The following is a 17,601-nucleotide window of genomic DNA, read 5'->3' on the forward strand; positions in this document are numbered from 1 at the left end:
CGGCGGGTCCTCCTACGCTCCGCGCCAGGTAGGCGTCGACTCCTTGGTCAGCCTGCGGGACATGTTCGCCGTTATCGCCCAGTACACGCGGGACTCGGCGTTGGCCGGCAGTGCCTCGTAGTCGCGGACCAGGCGACGGTGCAACATCAGGATGCCGTTGACCTGCTCGGATACCCAGCGTTTAGCCTGCGGGACGAACCCGACGTCGTCGGGGCTGCGTTTGACGATCTCCACCTTGATGCCCAGGTCGGCGCCGTGATCGACCACGCTGGACTTGAAGCCCTGGTCGACCAGGGCGGTCTGCACGGTCCCGGCCTGCGCGACCTTGTCCAGCAGCTGCTTGCCGATGGCGTTGTCGTGGACGCAGGCCGCCACCACGACGACCGCGATGATCAGCCCTATGACATCCACGGCCAGGCCACGCTTCCGACCTGGAACCTTCTTATTCGCATCCTTGCCTGTCGTGGCGGCCGGGACGTTCACCGCCGCGTGGTTGCTCTGGGTGTCCATCGACACCAACGACGGATCCTCGGCGCGGCCCGCCGCGGCCCGGACCTGGGCACGCAGGATGTCATGGATCGCCTGGTCGGTGCCGTCCTTGCGCCAGGTCTGGAAGTAGTAGTACGTCGCAGAGCTCGGCGGCAGGTCGTGAGGCAGATAGGCCCACTGACACCCGGTCCGGTTCTGGTAGAAGATCGCGTTCATGATCTCCCGGTACTCGTAGCTGCCGGAATGCCCCGAACTCGACGGATGCGCGGCCTTCCAGGCCAGCAGGATCGGCTCGATCAGCGACCACTGCGCGTCGGACACGTCACTCGGATACGCCTTGCGCTCACTCACCGCGCCAGCGCACCACCGAGGACGCCTCAACCGCCACCGGTTCCCGAAGACCCCACACGAACGTGCAACGACGAAACGGACATAGCCTCACCCAACGCCCTCTGACACCCTGCCGGTGGACACCCTCGGCGCACCTGGGCGAGCCCCCGCGGCCGCGGCTTCGACAAGACACTCAAGGACGCCGGCCCGCCGCAGGCGGCGGGCCGGGCCGCAGCGGGGCCGCCGCCGAGACCGTTGTGCCGGCAGCGGGACACCCCGGGGCAGGACGTGCACAGCACCACGACGACCGGTCGCCCACGGCCCGGATCCCACCGCCCCGAAACCGGCCGACACAACACGGCCCGGCCGCCAGGGGGGAGGACGGCCGGGCCGAGCACCGAGGGGAGGCGAAACGGACACCCCCCGCTTGAACGACCATACGACCGACGGCTGCCCACAGCGGGAAGGCGCGCCCCGCGTCCGGACAACCGCCCCCGGGACAGAGGACAGCACCTGCCGCCCCGCCACCGCGTCACCACCCGGCCGGAAGGCCCGGACGAGAAAGTCGGGCCGACCCGGCACGGCACCGCTCCCCCACCCCGGCCGGTACACCACCCCGAACGGACACGGGGCCCGCGGGGGCGCCCCGACCTGCCTCCTCCCGGTCCCGCCCGGGCGGGCCGCGACCCCGGCACGCACGGCATCCTCGGCAGGAGCCCCGACCGGCCGCAGCGGGCAGTTGCTCCACGACGGCGACCCCGGGCAGCTGCCACCGGCGGTCGCCGCCCCTTTTTGAACCCTCCCTCGCGGCCCGAACCCCCGCGTCCACAGCCTGCGTCCACACTCCGGGGCCGCCTCACGCCCTGCCGGGCCCGCGAACCGGCGCATCACCACGCGCTACGGGGCCGCTACCGCGGCGATACGGCCCACGACAAGTATCGGGCACACGAACGGCCCCCGGAATTCCCGCGGGGGCGCGTTCACGCACCACCCGGTTCATGCGCCACCCCCAGGAGGGTTGGGCCCTCCCAGCAAACGGACGCCGGACATCCCGGCGCCGTCAAAGGAAGGAACGACATGCGCGTCAAGAAGCTCGTCGCCGCGGCCGCCGTGGCCGGAAGCGTTCTCACCGTCGGGCTGGCCACCGCGGCGCCGGCGATGGCCGCACCCGCACAGGACTGCACCTATGGCCAGGTCTGCCTGTACTACAACTCCAGCAGCTACGGCTACGGCGCGGTCTACATCCAGACCGGCGACGTCTCGAACTACGCCGGCAAGTACTTCAGCGGCGGCGCGAACGGCTCCAGCGGCTCCGGCGTCGAGGTGAAGAACCACGCGGCCGCGGTGGACAGCTGGATCGCCAGCAACTTCCGCGTCTACTACAACAGCGGCTACGACTGCAGCGTCGCCTGCCAGACCGTCGCACCGTACGCGAGCGTGAACCTCAACTCCTCGCTGAAGAACAACAACGCGTCCGGCCGGGTCGTCTGACCCAGCCCCGCTCGAGCGTTCACGTCGGTCCCCGGCCCGGTGCACCCGGCCGGGGACCGGCACGAGCCCGCTCACCCGCCGCCCGGCACGGGCCCGCCCGCCCAACCCGCCTCGCCGACCCGGAAGGCCCCCACCGCAGTGCCCAGTCGCCCCCGCCGCCGCCCCGCCGCCCTCCTGATCGCCCTGCCGCTGCTCCTGGCCGGCTGCACGAGCGCCGCAGCCTCCGACCCCGGCGAGGACACACGGGCGACCATGCCGGTCACGCCGCCGCCGGTGTCCGCGACACCGACACTCGAATCGGCGAACGACAAACCGCTGCCGCTGGACGCCTACCTGCTGAACCCGCAGCAGGCATCCACGGTCGCCAAGGCGCAGCAGGAACTCGTGTCCCGCTGCATGAAGCGGTTCGGGTTCACGTACACCCCTCCCGCCCCGGCCGACCAGCAGCGCGACAGCGACGCCCCCACCACCCGGGTGGACGGACGCTACGGACACCAGAGCGCCGCGCTGATGGCGAAATGGGGCTACCACCCGGAAGGCGGGATCCGCGCCACCCCCGACCGCTCGGGCGGGAACGGCTGGGCGACCACCCCGGAAATGGCCGCCGCCGAACGCGGCGTGTCCGACCCCAAACAGCGACTCGGCCCCGGCGGACAGGTCATCAACGGCCAGACGGTGCCGGAGCACGGCTGCGTCGGAGAATCGGTGAAACAGCTGACCGGCACGGTCAACGGCCGGGTGGGCGACGCACAGACCGTCGACGACATCAAATTCTCCACCCTGAAGAACTCCCAGGAGGACGCGCGGACACGCGCGGTGTTCGCCCAGTGGTCGCAGTGCATGAAGGTCAGCGGATACGACTACCCGGACCCGCTGGCAGCGGTCGGCGACCCCCAGTGGCGCAAGACAGCACTGCCCACCGAGCACGAGGTGCGGGTGGCGACCGCCGACGCGGCCTGCCGGACGAAGCACAACGTGGTCGGCGTCTGGTACGCGGTCGACTACGCCTACCAGGAACAAGCGATCAAGGACAACGCCCAGGCCATGACCGCCGCCAAAACCGCCCTGGAAACCCAGGTACGAGCCGCCACCCAGGCGCTGACCGGCTGACACCCCCGACGGGCCTTGACCCCGGATGTCGGACACGGGCTGTGCGGCTTCGGTCAGGGTGGTTGATGTCGTGCTGAGCGCGGTCCCGTGGGCGATGGGGCTGCGGGGTCCGAGCCGGGAGTAGCGGCGGACGGTGTTGTAACGGTGGCACCGGCGGAAGACCGCCAGGCGTGTCTCGTGCTCGTCGCCGAAGCCCTTGCGGCTCTGCAGGAGTTCTCTCTTGAGGGTGGCGTTGAAGCTTTCGGCGGCGGCGTTGTCAGCGCTGGATCCGACGGCGCCCATGGACTGGACGACACCGGCCCGCCGGCAGGCGTCGGACCGGCTCGGCGCGCATGTGACTGGCCAGGGCCCGCCGGCCAGGCGGCGCGAGGCGAGGTCGATGACGGTGGCCAGGTAGAGGAACTTCCCCGATCCGGTGCTCGGACAGGTGATGCCGCCGACGTACTTCGTGTTCGGCTCGGTCGCGGTGAAGTGGCGGCCGAGCAGGTCCGGCGCCTTCGCCGCGGCCGGGTCGTCATGGCGGAGTGCGACAGCCCGAAATCCGCTTGCCCCGCTCTCCGCGCGCGTTGAGGATCAGCGTATGAGTCACGTCATACGAGCCGTAACCGTCGAGGACTGGCAGCACGTCAAGGAACTGCGTCTGGACGCGCTGCGGGACCCGGTCGCGGGAATCGCCTTCCTGGAGACGTACGACAACGCCGTCGCCAAGCCGGACGAGTTCTGGCAGGAGCGCGCGTCCGGCTCCCGCGGCGACATGATCGTCCAGCAGTTCGTCGCCGAGCGGACGGACGGCGGCTGGGACGGATCGGTGACGGTGCTGATCGAGCGGGCCGGCCGCGAGGACGTCTTCGGCGGGCCGATCGACGTCGACCAGGCCCACCTGGTCGGTGTGTTCGTCCGCCCGGAACAGCGTGGCACCGGCCTGGCCCGCGCCCTGTTCGACGCGGCGATCGTCTTCGCCAACGAACTCGAGGAGCCCAAGGTCTCCCGCGTCCGCCTCTACGTGCACCAGGACAATCAGCGGGCCGAGGCCTTCTACCGGAAGATCGGCTTCGCCCGCAGCGGCCGCTCGGTCCCGGTCCCGGGCGACGAGTCGTCCGTCGAGCACGAACTCGTCCTCGGCTGAGCCCTGTCCGACGGTTCCCGCCGAGCTCCGCGCGAGGGGCTGCAAGTATGGTGCGACGGTGCACGATCTGAACGACGATCCGGGGACGCCGGACATCCGCAGCGCCGCCCGCTACCTGTGCTGGCTGACCGCCAGGCAGAAGTGTCGGGTGGCTGCCGGGGCAGTGCTGAGCATCGCGTGGATGCTCATGCTGACCCTGCAGCCGTACCTGCTGTCCCGCGCCGTCGACGACGGGCTCCGGGCCGGGCGCCCGCGCGCGCTCGTCGGCTGGACCGCCGCCATCCTGGTGGCCGGCCTGCTGAACGCCGGGATCAGCATGCTGCGCCACCGGACCATGACCAGGCTGCGGATGGACGCCACCTTCCGCACCGTCCGGGTGGTGGTCCGGCAGTCCGTCCGGCTCGGCGCGGCCCTGCCCCGGCTGGTCACCTCCGGCGAGGTGGTCACCATCGGTATCGGCGACGTCGGCCAGATCGCCCGGACCCTGACCTTCGTCGGCCCCGGTGTCGGCTCGCTGATCGCGATCGGCACGGTCGCCGTCCTGCTGCTGTCCGTCTCCCCGCTGCTCGCCGCCGTCGTGCTGCTCGGTGTACCGCTGATGGCGGTGCTGGTGGGGCCGCTGCTCGGCCGGCTGCGCGGCGCGGAGACCCGCTACCGCGAACGGCAGGGCCGGCTCGCCGCCCGGTTCGAGGACATGGCGGGCGGGCTGCGGGTGCTGAACGGCCTGGGCGGCAAGGAGACCTACGCCGAGCGCTACCGGCGCGATTCGCAGGAGCTGCGCGCCGACGGCTACCGGGTCGGTGCCGTGACCAGCTGGCTGCAGTCCTTCGGTGTCGGCCTGCCCACGCTGTTCCTCGCCGCGGTGACGTGGCTGGCCGCCCGTCTTGCAGCCACCGGTGACATCACGGTGGGTCAGTTGGTCGCGGTCTACGGGTACGTGGCGGTACTGGTCTTCCCCGTCCAGTTCCTGGTCGAGAGCGGGCAGGACATCAGCCGCGGCCTGGTCGCCTCCGCCCGAGTGGTCCGCTTCCTGGCGCTGGACCCGGGCACCCGCCCGGACGGCGCCGACGCACCCGGCTCGCCCGCCGTGCTGCGCGACCCGGACTCCGGTGTCGAACTGCTCCCCGGCCGGCTGACCGTCCTGGCCTGCGCCCGGCCGCAGGACGCCGCCGCCGTGGTCGACCGGCTCGGCCGGTTCGCCGCGACCGCCGCCGAGTGGGGCACCGTCCGGCTCGACTCCCTCGCCCTGTCCGCCGTCCGGGACCGGATCCTGGTCGCGGACAACGAGGCCGCCCTCTTCGCCGGCCCGCTGCGCGAGGTGCTCTCCGGCCGCCACCGGCCCGACGACCGGGCACTACTGGCCGCCCTGGAGGCCGCCGCCGCCCTCGACGTCCTGCGCGGGCTGCCGGACGGCCTGGACTCCCCGATCGAGGCTGACGGCCGCAACCTGTCCGGCGGCCAGCGGCAGCGCCTGCTGCTGGCCCGGGCACTGGCCGCCGACCCCGAGGTGCTGCTCGCCGTCGAACCGACCTCCGCCGTCGATGCGCACACCGAGGCCGCGATGGCCGCCGGCCTGCGCCTGGCCCGCGCCGGACGGGCCACCCTGGTCACCGGCGTCTCGCCGCTTCTGCTGGACCGGGCCGACATCGTGCAGTACCTGGTCGACGGCCGGGTCGCCGCCACCGGCCGCCACCGCGACCTGCTCCGCGACCACCCCGGGTACCGCGCCCTGGTCTCCCGTGCCGAGGCCGAGGACACCGCCCTGTCGGCACCACGCCGTGCCGAGGCCGAGGACACCGCCGTACCGACTCCCCTCCGCGCCGAGGAGACCGTCCGATGAGCGCCCGTCTCCCCGTCGCCGGCCCCGCCGCGGTCCGCCGGGCCACCCTGACGCTGATCCGCCGGGACGTCCGCGGCTTCACCGCCCTGCTCGTCCTCAACGCGCTGGCCGCCCTCGCCGGGCTGGCCGGCCCGTGGCTGCTCGGCCGGATCATCGACGAGGTTTCGGCCGGCGCAGGCACCCGCACCGTCGACCTTCTGGCGCTCGCCATTGTGGCCGGCGCGCTCGCCCAGCTGCTGCTGTCCCGGCAGGCCCGCTACGTCGCCCACCGGTTCGGAGAACGCACCTCGGCGCGGGTCCGCGAGCAGTTCGCCGACCGCGCCCTGGCCCTGCCACCGGCGACCGTCGAACGGGCGGGGACCGGCGACCTGACCACGCGCGGCACCACCGATGTCGCCGCCGTCGGCACCGCACTGCGGGACGCCGCCCCGGACGTGTTCGTCGCCCTGGTGCAGATCGTCTTCGTCGTCGGCGCGATCATCGCCGTCCAGCCGCTGCTCGGCGCCTGCGGGATGATCGGAATGGCCGGGATCTGGTCCGGCGCCCGCTGGTACCTGCGCCGGGCCCGCTCCGGCTACCTCGACGAGGGCGCCGCCAACTCCGCACTGGCCGAGGTCCTCGCCGCCACCGCCTCCGGCGCCCGGACGGTCGAGGCGCTCGGCCTGCAGGAGCGCCGGATCGCGGCAGGCGAGGCCGCCGTCGAGGAGTGCCGCCGCACCCGCGAGCGGACCCTGTTCCTGCGCAACGTCTTCTTCCCGATCGTCAGCGCCTCCTACACCGTTCCGGTGGTGGTGGTCCTGCTGACCGGCGGCCTCCTGCACGCACACGGCATGGTCACCCTCGGTTCGGCGGTCGCCGCCGCGCTCTTCGTCCGCCAGCTGGAACCGCCGCTCGACAACATCGTGATCTGGATCGACCAGTTGCAGAGCAGCGGCGCCGCCTTCGCCCGGGTCGAAGGACTGGCCGACGCCCCGCGGACCCCGACGGCCCGCTCGGCCGCGCCGGTCGACGACCGGATCGAGGCGACCGGGGTCCACTACGCCTACGACGGCCGGGACGACGTGCTGCACGGGGTCGACCTGACGATCCGTCCGGGCGAGCGGCTGGCCGTGGTCGGCCCGTCCGGCTCGGGCAAGACCACGCTCGGTCGGCTGCTGGCCGGCATGGACGAGCCGCGCACCGGTACGGTGACCGTCGGCGACGTCCCGATCGCCGGCCTCGACCCGGACCGGCTGCGGCGCCAGGTCGTCCTGGTCACCCAGGAGCACCACGTCTTCCTCGGCACCCTGCGCGACAACCTGCAGATCGCCGCGCCGGACGCCGGCGACACCGAACTGCTGACCGCCCTGGCCGCCGTCGGCTGGTCGCACGAGCTGCCGAACGGCCTGGACACCGAACTGGGCGCCGGCGGTCACCGGCTGGACGGCGCCCGGGCACAGCAACTCGCCCTGGCCCGGGTGGTACTGGCCGACCCGCACACGGTGATCCTGGACGAGGCCACCGCGCTGCTCGACCCGACGGCCGCCCGCCGGACCGAACGCGCCCTGGCCGCCGTCCTGAAGGGCCGCACCGTCATCGCGATCGCCCACCGCCTGCACACCGCCCACGACGCCGACCGCGTCGCCGTGATGGAGAACGGCCGCCTCACCGAGGTGGGCCCGCACGAGGACCTGGTCGCCAGCAACGGCCCCTACGCGGCCCTCTGGCAATCGTGGAACCGATAGGGCGCGAGAGGGACTGCGCGACCGGCGCCCCACCCGCCTGAATGCATGGTCGGTGGCGCGGTCCCCTCCTGCCCCGGTGACCTGAGCCGGAGATTCGGCGTCGGTCGGGTGTGAGCCGTCCTGGTCCGAAGATCCCGCCGATGTCCTGGGCGTGGTCGGTGTCGCGGACGATCGCGACCGGGCAGGGGGCGTACTGGACGCAGGGCCGGCCGACCGAGCCGAGCAGCGCCCCCGCGAGGCCTTTGTGACCGCGGTTGCCGAGGACCAGGAGCTCGACGTCCTCTCAGGCCTTCAGGAGGAGAGGACGCCGATCCGTCGACCCCCGCGACCCACACGTCCAGGCGCTGCGCACCGTACACCGCAAGTGACGCGGCATCGGGCATGAGGCCGCCCCGGCACCGCCGGGTCCTGCCGCATCGACGGTTCGCGCAGAGAACGGCCGACAGATCGGGGCCGAATGGGGAACCGATCGGGACCTTCGGCCCGCCATGCCGACAATTCCCTCCTGGTAGACAAGGACTGCCCTGCGACAAGGCAGTCAGAAGCCTTCGAAACCTCTACTTCCTGGGGGAGACTCATGCTTTCCGATGACTCGGCCGTCGTGATCCGCGCCACCCTGCCCGCCGTCGGAGCAGCCCTGGGCGACATCACCACCCGCTTCTACGCCACGATGTTCGGCGACCACCCGGAGCTGCTGGACGGGATGTTCAACCGCGGCAACCAGGCCAGCGGCGCCCAGCGACAGGCACTGGCCGGCTCCATCGCTGCATTCGCCGCCGCTCTCGTGGCACACCCCGACACCTACCCGCAGGCAGTGCTGGACCGTATCGCGCACAAGCACGTCGCGGTGGGTGTGACCGAGGACCAGTACGTGATCGTCCACAAGTACCTGTTCGCGGCCATAGCCCACGTGCTCGGCGACGCGGTCACCCCCGAGGTCGCAGCCGCCTGGGACGAGGTCTACTGGCTGATGGCGGGAGCCCTCATCGCCCAGGAGGCGCGCCTGTACCAGGGGGCCCAGGTCGAGCCGGGCGACACCTGGCGTCGGTGGACGGTGGTCGAACGCGTCCAGGAGACCCCGGACACGGCGTCCTTCCTGCTCCGTCCCGCCGACGACGCTCCCGCGCCGGGCGCCAAGGCGGGCCAGTACGTCAGCGTACGCGTGCGCATGCCCGACGGCATACGCCAGTTGCGCCAGTACAGCCTCTCCTCGGCGCCGGGCGACGACCTGCGTCGGATCACGGTCAAGCGTGTCGACGGCCAGGACGCGCCCGATGGCGAGGTGTCCGCGTTGCTGCACGACACGGTGCACATCGGCGACGAGCTCACTCTGTCCGCTCCGTTCGGCGATGTGGTCCTCGACGACACGGACGACCCGCTGGTCCTGGTTTCCGCGGGAATCGGCTGCACGCCGATGGTCGGCATGCTCGAGCACCTCGTGGCGTCCCACTCCACTCGCCCGGTCACGGTCCTCCACGCCGACCGCTCGCCCGGCGCGCACGCGCTGCGCACCCGGACGCGGCAGCTCGTCCGCCAACTGCCTGACTGCCGAGCCGAGTTCTGGTACGAGCAGCCCGGCGCCGATGAGCCGGACGCCCACCCGGGTCTGATCGACCTGACCGGTTCGGAACTGCCCGAGGACGCCCGGGTCTACCTGTGCGGTCCCCTGCCCTTCATGCGCGAGGCCCGTGCACAACTGCTCCGTGCCGGGGTACCCGCCCTCCGCATCCGGTACGAGGTGTTCGGCCCCGATCTGTGGCTGGCAGACGCCACGGCCTGAAAGGGAACGGCGGACGGCCCGATCCGGGGCACCGCCCGGGCTGCGGCTGATCCCTCCCGGTCGGCGAGGATCCTCCCGTCCGAGCCGACCGGGAGCAGGACCACGACGAGCCGGCCTCCGGCGACCGACAGGTCTCCCCCCGATGTCCGGGATCCGCAAGCGGCAGCCGCACCGCGCGGCGGTCACGCGCGCCGGTTCCAGGCCTCTTTCCCGGGCGGGGCGGCCGACCGTCCACCGAGGAATCGGGCAGGTCGCAGACCGAAGGAACCGCCTGGGCACGGAACGGCCCCGGCAGCCAAGAGGGGCGGCCAGGTCTACGACGCCCCCGACCCGCCGCGGATCGATTCCCTCCTGCCGCACGCCACCCGGGGCACCCCGCCGGAGCAGCCTGCCCGGCTCACGCCGGGGCCTCTCGGATTCCGCTGCTAGTATGTGGTATCAGCTGTTAGCATCTTCGCATGGCGAAGCAGACGAACATCCGGCTGGACGACGAGATCCGCGCCGCGGCCGAGGAACGCGCCAAGCGACGGGGGCTGAGCCTGCAGGGCTACCTCGCCGACCTGATCGAGCAGGACGTGAACGAGTCCCGGGCCGCGTTCATGGCCGGCGCGCAGGCGTTCATCGCCTCCTACGCGGACGCCTTCGAGGCGGAGTTCGGCGAGGACCGCTACCCCGGCCCGCCGGCAGCCGCCGACGAGGCTTCGCGGAACGCCGCGTGAATCTGAAGATCGACCTCGCGTGGATCCTCGCGGTCGCACAGCAGATCCCGGGGGATCCGCAGGTGGTGGACTACGGGGTGCCGATCGCCGCCGAGGCGCGGCACCGGGCCGAGCTGCTGGGCCAGGAGGTGTATCCGCAGGCGCACCACAAGGCTGCGGCCCTGCTGTGCGAGCTCGCCCGCAACCCGAGCCTGGAGGCCCGCAATCTCCTGTACGCGGCCACGGTGACCGCCGCCTATCTCGCGGCATGCGGCCTCCCGGTGAGCCCGGGGCTCGAAAGTGTTCTTCCGTTGGCGCGCGCGGCCAGGGAAGGGCTGCCGGTTCGTGAGGTCGCCGTGCAGCTCAAGGCCTGGACGGCCTGACGCCCCGGCCCTGGCGGACATCTCCTGCCACGCGCTCGCAGCGGGTGGCAAGGAAGCGAGGGTGCAGGCAAGCACACGTGGCGCGTGCCGGAACGAGCGAGCCGGTTCACGGGGTGTGCCGTGCCCCGGCCCGACCGCCGGCGGCTCCTCGGGTGCTGTGATCCCGACGAACGCGCTGTGGACCCCAACGACGACGACCACAAGTCGCCGGCTCGACCGGTGGATCGCCGAGGCCTGCCGGGGACCGGGTCGCAGAGCTTCGGGGAGGTGTCCGGGTTCTGCCGCCTGTGGCGTCTCACGGGCAGGATGCCGGGGACACCTGTGGAGGCACGGGAGGCACGGGAGGCGCGGTGGGTGGTGCACCGCGGGCGTGCCGGACAGCCGGAAAAACCGGTTGGGCTCAGCGAGGCCTGCTGGTAGCGTCTGCTCAGCCGTGAGAAGACCGGAGGAGGTGACACCCGTGAAGGCTGTATCCGTGTGGGTGCTCCCCATCTCCGTTGCGGCGGGCGACTGATCGAGGTGTCGCCGGGAGCGCTTGGCAAAAGGCACTCCCGAGAGGCAACACCGATGAATCCTTTGCACTCCACCTCGGCCGGGGACGACCGTGCGGTCCGGGTCGCCCGGATCTCCGAGACGCAGTGGCAGGCCGTCGCGGACGACCTGCCGGTCGGCAGCGGCGACGCGGCGCGCCGGCCCGACGGACGGCTGTTCGTCAGCATCGACGCGTGGCACGGCTCCGCGTTCGACCGCATCGCCGACGCCATGCTGGCCGACCTGCCGGAACCGCTCCACACCCTGGTCGACGAAGCCGATCGTGATACGGCGTCCGCCTGGGAGCGACTCGGCTTCACACCGGCCCGCCACGAGTGGGACCACCTCGTGCCCACCGATCCGCAGATCACCGGGCTGGGCCCGGTGCGGTGCCCGGAGGGCGTGACGATCCTCCCGGCCGGCTCCGCGGAGGAGGGCCCGCTGCGCGCCCTGGACCGCGTCGTCCGCGACGAGGTCGAGGCCACGCTCGGCTGGCGGAGGATGCCGGCCGAGATCCTGCCCCGCCCCGTGGGGGACACCGTGGTCGACCCGTCGAAGTACGCGGTGGCGCAGGAGGCGGGCCGGTACGTGGGCCTCGTCCGAGTGGCGCCGTTGCGGCTGCCGCGGATCGGGCTGATCGCCGTCCGGGCGGACCGGCAGCGCCGCGGCATCGGCCGGGCCCTGCTGGCCCACGCGCTCGGCGCACTCCACGAGGCCGGAACGGCCTGGGCCCGGACCGAGGTGGACGCGTCCAACACGGCCGCCGCCGCGCTCCTCGCGGGCATCGGCGCCCGGCGCCAGGGCAGCACCCTGGAGCTCGTCCGCCGCTGACCCGCGGCCGCACCACAGGGCGCCGGCGACCGCCCGAGCACGTCGCCCACACCATCACCAACGCAGAAGTGAGGACCCATGACCAAAGCAGCAGGGGGCATAGAAGTCGAGGGCACCGTCGTCGAGTGCCTGCGCAACGCCACCTTCACCGTGCAGCTGGAGAACGGGCACAAGGTGCTCGCCCACATCAGCGGAAAGATCCGCAAGAACTACATCAAGATCCTTCCGGAGGACCGGGTGCTCGTGGAGCTCAGCCCCTACGACCTCACCCGTGGCCGTATCCGGTACCGCTACCGGTCATGACCTGAGGGGCGGCCCGTCCGCGACAGGGCGGGGAGCGGTGTGAAGCGTGCGGAGCAACGGCCCTGCCGAACCGGAGGTTCGGCAGGGCCGTTGCCGTGAGCGCGGACCACCGGACAGCACGAACCGTCGGCGACCGGGCGGCCGGGGCCGGTATCGACCGTGCCGCGGTGTTCCGGGCCCTGCCGGGTGCAGTCGCGCTGCTCACCCCGCAGCCGGTGTTCGGGACGCCAACGAGGTGTTCCTGCACCGGGCCGGCCGCACCCGGGACCAGGTGGCCGGCCGGTACCTGTTCGCCGTCGCCCGGCCCCGGGGAGCGGGTCACGCCGAGCGGGACACCGCCGCGACGCCGCGCCCGACGTCGGTGGTGACGGCCCGGCGGGCCTCGGCGAAGGCGACCACCTGGCGCGCGACGAGCTCCAGCCTGGCCTCCAGCTCGCGGTCGGCCGGTGCGCGGAGTACGGGGCCGTCCACGGTGACGCCCAGCGGGGTGGGCCAGCCGCGCAACGCGTGAACGATGTCGCGCAGCGCCCGCAGGGCGTTCGCCGGACCCTGGGCGCCCTGGCCGACCACCAGGCAGCCCACCGCCCGGCCGTCCAGGTACGGGGCGGAGCGGTCGCGCAGATCCTCCAGGTGGTCGAACGCGTTCTTCAACAGCCCGGACACCGAGCCGTGGTAGCAGGGCGATCCCACCAGCAGGCCGTCGGCCGCGGCGACGGACGCGACCAGGTCCAGGGCCGCGCCGTCCGACGCCGCGCCCGGGGTCCCGTACAGGGGGAGCCGGAGGCGCTCACCGGCGAAGAAGTCCACCCGCGCGCCCAGCGACTCGGCGTACGTCGCCGCGCGGCGCAGCAGGCGCTCGGTGGACGAGGGAGTGGCCGCGCTGCCGCACAGCACGGCGAGTCTGACCGGGCCTGTCATGGCGGCTGCCCTGCTTTCTGGTCGTTGGTTCGGGCTCGGCGTGCCTGGTTGCCGTCAGCCGGCGACGGCGCATTCGGCGCTCCGGGCCTCCAGTTCCGGCCGGTCCGCGCCGGGCAGCGCGAGGGCGCGCCCGTAGTCGGCCAGGGCGAGGTCGGGGCGGCCACCGGCCTGGTGCGCGATGCCGCGGTTGAGCAGCACGTCGGGGTCGTCGCCGACCAGGTCGAGGAGCGCGGTCAGGTCGGCCACCGCGGCCGGGTGCCGGCCCTGTTCGTAGTGGACGACGGCGCGGTTGAGCAGCGCGGCCGGGTACTCGGGGTCGAGGACGAGGGCGGCGTCGAGCGCTTCGCGCGCCTGCGCGAGTTCGCCGCGCTGCAGGGCGACGGTGCCGCGCATGCACAGCAGCCGGGGGTCCTGCGGGTGCAGCGCCAGGCCGGCTGTCACGTCGTCGGCGGCGGCATCGAACTCCTCCAGTTCGAGCAGGAGTTCGGCGCGGGCGAGCCGGGTGTCGAGGTCGTCGGGTTCCATCTCCAGGACGTATCCGAAGTCGGCGAGCGCGCCCTTGGTGTCGCCGGCCTCGGCCCGGGCCGTGCCGCGGTTGTAGTACAGCTCGGGGAACGGAGGCGCGAGTTCGACCGCGCGGTCGTAGTCGGCGAGGGCGGCCGCGAAGTCGCCGCGGGTGCGGTGGATCCGGGCCCGCTCGGAGAGGTAGTCGGTGTAGTAGGGATCGAGCTCGATCAGCGTCGAATAGTCGGCGAACGCCTCGTCCAGCCGGTCGGTGGCGGTGAACAGCCGGGCCCGGTTGTACAGCAGTTGGGAGCGGTGCAGCCGCCACTGCGCGTCGGTGAGCTTCGCGTCGAGCCGGGCGATGCAGGACTCGACCAGGTCCAGCGCGCGGTCCAGGTTGCCGCGGTGCATCTCCACCAGGGCGAGGCCGTTGTCGTGGAAGACGCTGAAGGTGAGCCGCTCGGCGGGGTCGGGGAGGATGCTCGCGATCGCGGCGGCGTTGTTCTGCCAGCGCAGCGCCAAGTCGTGGTCGCGGGGCCGCAGGAACCGGGTGTGCAGCATCGCGATGGAGTAACTGGTCATCATGTGGACCTTGGGGTCCGTGAACCGCTGGATGACGTCGAGGTACAGGTCCATCGACTGCTCGTGGCGGCCGAGCGGGATGCAGGCCGCCGCCGCCTGGTGCGTGAACTCCCAGAAGTCGTGCGGGTGGGCGTCCGGGTCGGTGACGGCGCGCCCGCGCAGGCCGAGGTCGATCACCGCCGCCGAGAACCCGACCTCGACGCAGTACCGCTGGGCCGCCAGCAGCGCGATCCGGCCCGCCCCGGACGGGTCGCCGCCGTGCTCGCGGTGGTACGTCAGCGCGCCGACCCGCACGCTCCGGCCGGGTCCGGTGTCCTCCAGTTCCTCGGCACGCCGGTCGTGCAGCCGGGCCCGCAGCTCCGGCGGTGCTTCCAGGTAGGCGCGCAGCTCGGCGGGGTCGCCGGAGGCGCAGTCGCCCTGGACGTACGCCTGCGCCAGCTCCTCGTCCGTACGCGCCTGCCGGTGTCCGCTCACCTCGCCTGCCCCGTCCGGGCGTTCGGCGCATCGTTCCGCGCATCGTTCGAGCGCCCGGTGCAGCTCCTCGGGCAGGTCGCCGGTGCCGGTGCGGACGGTCAGCCGCAGCTGCGCGGGGTCGGCCCGGCGCAGCAGGAGGGCGATCAGTTCCTGGGTCGTCGGTTCGGCCTGGTCCGCCTGGTCGAGGACGAGATGCGGCGCCGGCTCGCCGGCCGACCGCAGCCGGGCGGCGTGGGCGACCAGGAAGGACACCACGCCCTGGCTCATGCACCGGATCATCCCCGACCCGAAGAACCGGGTGCGCTCCTCGAACGAGGACTCCACTGCCAGGGTCTGCGGCGCCGGGCCGATCAGGTCCGCCAACTCCGGCATCCCGTAGAGCAGTTCCACCCGGTGGAAGTCCACCAGGTCGGGCCACCGGCGGACCGCCTCGGGCAGCACGGCGCGCAGCACGGTGTCCACGCCGGTGTAGGGTCCGCGCAGGCGCCGGTGGCAGCGGGCGACGACTTCGGCGGCGGCCGGTCGTGGCGGGACCGGCGGAAGCTCGCTGACGATCCAGCGGTGACTGGGCATGTCGGGTCACCCCTCCATCGGGACGGTCGGAGTCGGGACGCTCGCGGACGCGGGGACCGTCGCGGACGCGGTGGTGGTCGCGGCGACGGCCGTGGACGCGGGAACGGTTGCCGGCGCGACGGCGGTCCGACGCTGTTCGCGGCGCTTGCGGCGGGCGAGGACGATCAGTGCGGCGACCTGGGCCGCGTTCAGGACCAGGGACAGCAGCGAGTCCCAGAAGTGCGCGTCGATGCGTCCGGAGCCGAGGGCGCGGGCGGCGATCCGCAGGTATTCGAGGGTGACCGGGATGCTGGCGAAGACGGTGATCGCCACCAGGACGCAGAACCCGAGCACGATGAACGGCCCGTAGAAAGCCCCGACCCGGCGGTCCTGCTCGGTCCACTGGTTCTCGTCGACCTGCCGCTCCGGTCGGCCCAACAGCCGCCAGATCCGGTTCCTCAGCACGGCCTTGGCGGCGTCGTGCAGGTCGTAGCAGTGCAGCGCGGTGGCGAAGACGTAGTACAGGTCGGTCCGCAGGTACAGCTGGAACTGCCAGCAGAACCGCATCACCACCGTGAAGCCGAGGGCGAGGCAGACCCGGCCGGTGGTCGAGAGGGTGCCGTCGGCGTGGCGGCCGGCCTCGGCGATCAGGCCGAGCACGGCCAGCACCACCACGTCGCAGAGCATGCCGGCCAGGAACGGCAGGTAGCGCTTGCGGCGCTCCACGCTGAGCAGCCCGTTGGTCTCCGTCTCGGCCACGATGTAGGTCAGCCGGTTGCTCAGCCGCAGCTTGGTCGGCAGCCCCAGCCGGCGGCCGGCCAGGATGTGGAAGCCCTCGTGGGCGAGCAGCAGCGGAACCTGCCCGAAGGTGATCACCAGTTGGACCACCAGCAGTGACTTGACGAAGAAGATCTGCGACGGGTGGGGGCGCAGGTCGCCGTGCCCGGCGAGGGCCAGCAGCCACAGCGCCACGACCGCCAGGTAGCAGAGCCACGCCACCGGCGAGAACGCCGCGCGGGCCAGCCGCCGGAACCGGACGGGCGCCGCAGGGGCGGCCTGCTCGGCCCCGGTCTCGCGGACGAATCCCAATTCACGGATCGTGTCGAGGAAATCCTCGACGTCGACCGGTTCCTCGAAAGTCTCCTCGTACCACTCGGCCGCCCGGTCCAGGGGCATCCCCTCGGTGAGCCGTTGGAGCAGCTCCGCGCCGTCCGCCGGAAATACCGCGTACGAGCCGGTGTCCAGTCGGCCGACCAGCACCTCGTCGCCTTCCGGAACAAAGCTCAACTCGTACAGCGAAATGGTCGATTCGCTCACGGCGCTCCAAAACCTCGAATGAACCGATCTGCCCGACATTCGGCCGAACCCGGGCGCACCGGACGGATCCGGCGCGCCCGGGCGGGACTCACAGGGTCACCGTCAGGCGTTGACGTGGTACGGGCACTGACACGCGGCCGAGGTCAGGCGCACATCGCCGGTCCGACGGACGGTGATCTTCTTGGCCGTCTTCTTCAGTGCAGCAGTCGACTTCACAAGAACCTCCCTGCTCGCTGTTTTCCCGACCGGACGGCCGGGCGGGAGCAACCCTGCCCTTCCTGAATGTGACACGTCAATAGAGCCGGTGCGAACCTCGATGGACCCCGTCCGACCGAATTCCGGGCCTCTGCCGACTGAGCTGCTGCGTTTCGCCACCGAACCGTCGAAAATTCATCACAACCTGCCGGGAGGCTGCCATGAAGTGGAGTGACAATGCTTCCTGGAGATGCCGGAAGGAATTTCTGAGAAACTCGGCAACCCGTGGTGCGGGTGGTGCCGGAACGCATCGTGAGCCGACGGGCGGCAGGGCTGCTCCAAAGTCCTGCCGATCTTGCATCCGGCCGGGACGCCGGGAACGCGTGGCACGCTCCGTCGAGGCGTAGCGTCGGGAGGGTGGGG

At 72.3% G+C, this 17,601-nt stretch carries 14 protein-coding genes and 2 pseudogenes; 10 read left to right on the forward strand and 6 right to left on the reverse strand.

Annotation, left to right across the window (positions count from 1 at the left end):
* Positions 1 to 12: 12 nt before the first annotated feature.
* Positions 13 to 840 (reverse strand): IS5 family transposase, encoded by an 828-nt coding sequence (locus ACQ614_RS01440; RefSeq protein ID WP_351265284.1) that lies wholly within the window; start codon positions 838 to 840, stop codon positions 13 to 15.
* Between the two features lie 1,056 nt (positions 841 to 1,896).
* Between ACQ614_RS01440 and ACQ614_RS01445 the strand changes: the two genes are divergently transcribed.
* A complete protein-coding gene (locus ACQ614_RS01445) occupies positions 1,897 to 2,310 on the forward strand; it encodes a hypothetical protein (RefSeq protein WP_431676260.1) in 414 nt (137 codons plus the stop codon).
* 252 nt (positions 2,311 to 2,562) lie between these two features.
* Positions 2,563 to 3,420 carry a hypothetical protein gene (locus ACQ614_RS01450; protein WP_431676262.1) on the forward strand — a complete coding sequence of 286 codons (858 nt, stop codon included), beginning with the start codon at positions 2,563 to 2,565 and terminating at the stop codon, positions 3,418 to 3,420.
* 108 nt (positions 3,421 to 3,528) lie between these two features.
* Here ACQ614_RS01450 and ACQ614_RS01455 read toward each other — a convergent pair.
* Positions 3,529 to 3,906, reverse strand: a pseudogene (locus ACQ614_RS01455) (integrase core domain-containing protein); the annotation flags it as partial.
* 94 nt (positions 3,907 to 4,000) lie between these two features.
* Between ACQ614_RS01455 and ACQ614_RS01460 the strand changes: the two are divergent.
* The 3 genes from ACQ614_RS01460 to ACQ614_RS01470 are packed head-to-tail and all read left to right on the forward strand — an operon-like array spanning position 4,001 to position 8,110.
* Entirely contained in the window at positions 4,001 to 4,546 is a 546-nt protein-coding gene (locus ACQ614_RS01460; RefSeq protein ID WP_431676263.1) for a GNAT family N-acetyltransferase, read from the forward strand.
* A 58-nt stretch (positions 4,547 to 4,604) separates the two neighbouring features.
* Complete coding sequence (locus ACQ614_RS01465) at positions 4,605 to 6,386, forward strand: ABC transporter transmembrane domain-containing protein (protein WP_431676265.1); 1,782 nt, start codon at positions 4,605 to 4,607, stop codon at positions 6,384 to 6,386.
* Positions 6,383 to 8,110: an ABC transporter ATP-binding protein gene (locus ACQ614_RS01470; RefSeq protein ID WP_431676267.1), complete on the forward strand. Its 1,728-nt coding sequence runs from the start codon at positions 6,383 to 6,385 to the stop codon at positions 8,108 to 8,110. The genes ACQ614_RS01465 and ACQ614_RS01470 overlap by 4 nt, the downstream gene beginning before the upstream one ends.
* Here the strand turns inward: ACQ614_RS01470 and ACQ614_RS01475 are convergent.
* A pseudogene (locus ACQ614_RS01475) lies at positions 8,031 to 8,381 on the reverse strand (universal stress protein); the annotation flags it as partial. The gene ACQ614_RS01470 and the pseudogene ACQ614_RS01475 sit on opposite strands and share 80 nt — an antisense overlap.
* 306 nt (positions 8,382 to 8,687) lie before the next feature.
* Between ACQ614_RS01475 and ACQ614_RS01480 the strand changes: the two are divergent.
* From ACQ614_RS01480 to infA, 5 genes are all read left to right on the forward strand, one after another.
* Positions 8,688 to 9,890, forward strand: a complete 1,203-nt coding sequence (locus ACQ614_RS01480; RefSeq protein WP_431676268.1) for a globin domain-containing protein — start codon at positions 8,688 to 8,690, stop codon at positions 9,888 to 9,890.
* Positions 9,891 to 10,348: 458 nt separating this feature from the next.
* Positions 10,349 to 10,609 (forward strand): hypothetical protein, encoded by a 261-nt coding sequence (locus ACQ614_RS01485; RefSeq protein WP_431676270.1) that lies wholly within the window; start codon positions 10,349 to 10,351, stop codon positions 10,607 to 10,609.
* Positions 10,606 to 10,971, forward strand: a complete 366-nt coding sequence (locus ACQ614_RS01490) for a hypothetical protein (RefSeq protein ID WP_431676271.1) — start codon at positions 10,606 to 10,608, stop codon at positions 10,969 to 10,971. The genes ACQ614_RS01485 and ACQ614_RS01490 overlap by 4 nt, the downstream gene beginning before the upstream one ends.
* A gap of 567 nt (positions 10,972 to 11,538) precedes the next feature.
* Complete coding sequence (locus tag ACQ614_RS01495; RefSeq protein ID WP_431676273.1) at positions 11,539 to 12,333, forward strand: GNAT family N-acetyltransferase; 795 nt, start codon at positions 11,539 to 11,541, stop codon at positions 12,331 to 12,333.
* Positions 12,334 to 12,411: 78 nt separating this feature from the next.
* On the forward strand, positions 12,412 to 12,636 hold the full coding sequence (gene infA / locus ACQ614_RS01500) for a translation initiation factor IF-1 (RefSeq protein WP_363497245.1): 225 nt from the start codon (positions 12,412 to 12,414) through the stop codon (positions 12,634 to 12,636).
* A gap of 318 nt (positions 12,637 to 12,954) precedes the next feature.
* On the opposite strand, the gene ACQ614_RS01505 is transcribed toward infA, so the two are convergent.
* Genes ACQ614_RS01505 through ACQ614_RS01515 form a run of 3 tightly spaced genes read right to left on the reverse strand, consistent with a single transcriptional unit; the run spans position 12,955 to position 16,983 of the window.
* Positions 12,955 to 13,554, reverse strand: coding sequence for an NADPH-dependent FMN reductase (locus tag ACQ614_RS01505; protein ID WP_431676275.1), 600 nt, complete (start codon positions 13,552 to 13,554; stop codon positions 12,955 to 12,957).
* A gap of 54 nt (positions 13,555 to 13,608) precedes the next feature.
* Positions 13,609 to 15,687 carry a tetratricopeptide repeat protein gene (locus ACQ614_RS01510; RefSeq protein ID WP_431676276.1) on the reverse strand — a complete coding sequence of 693 codons (2,079 nt, stop codon included), beginning with the start codon at positions 15,685 to 15,687 and terminating at the stop codon, positions 13,609 to 13,611.
* 6 nt (positions 15,688 to 15,693) lie between these two features.
* Complete coding sequence (locus ACQ614_RS01515; RefSeq protein ID WP_431676277.1) at positions 15,694 to 16,983, reverse strand: hypothetical protein; 1,290 nt, start codon at positions 16,981 to 16,983, stop codon at positions 15,694 to 15,696.
* Between the last annotated feature and the right edge of the window lie 618 nt (positions 16,984 to 17,601).

The organism is Kitasatospora dryopteridis (assembly GCF_050749075.1).
Taxonomy (GTDB): domain Bacteria; phylum Actinomycetota; class Actinomycetes; order Streptomycetales; family Streptomycetaceae; genus Kitasatospora.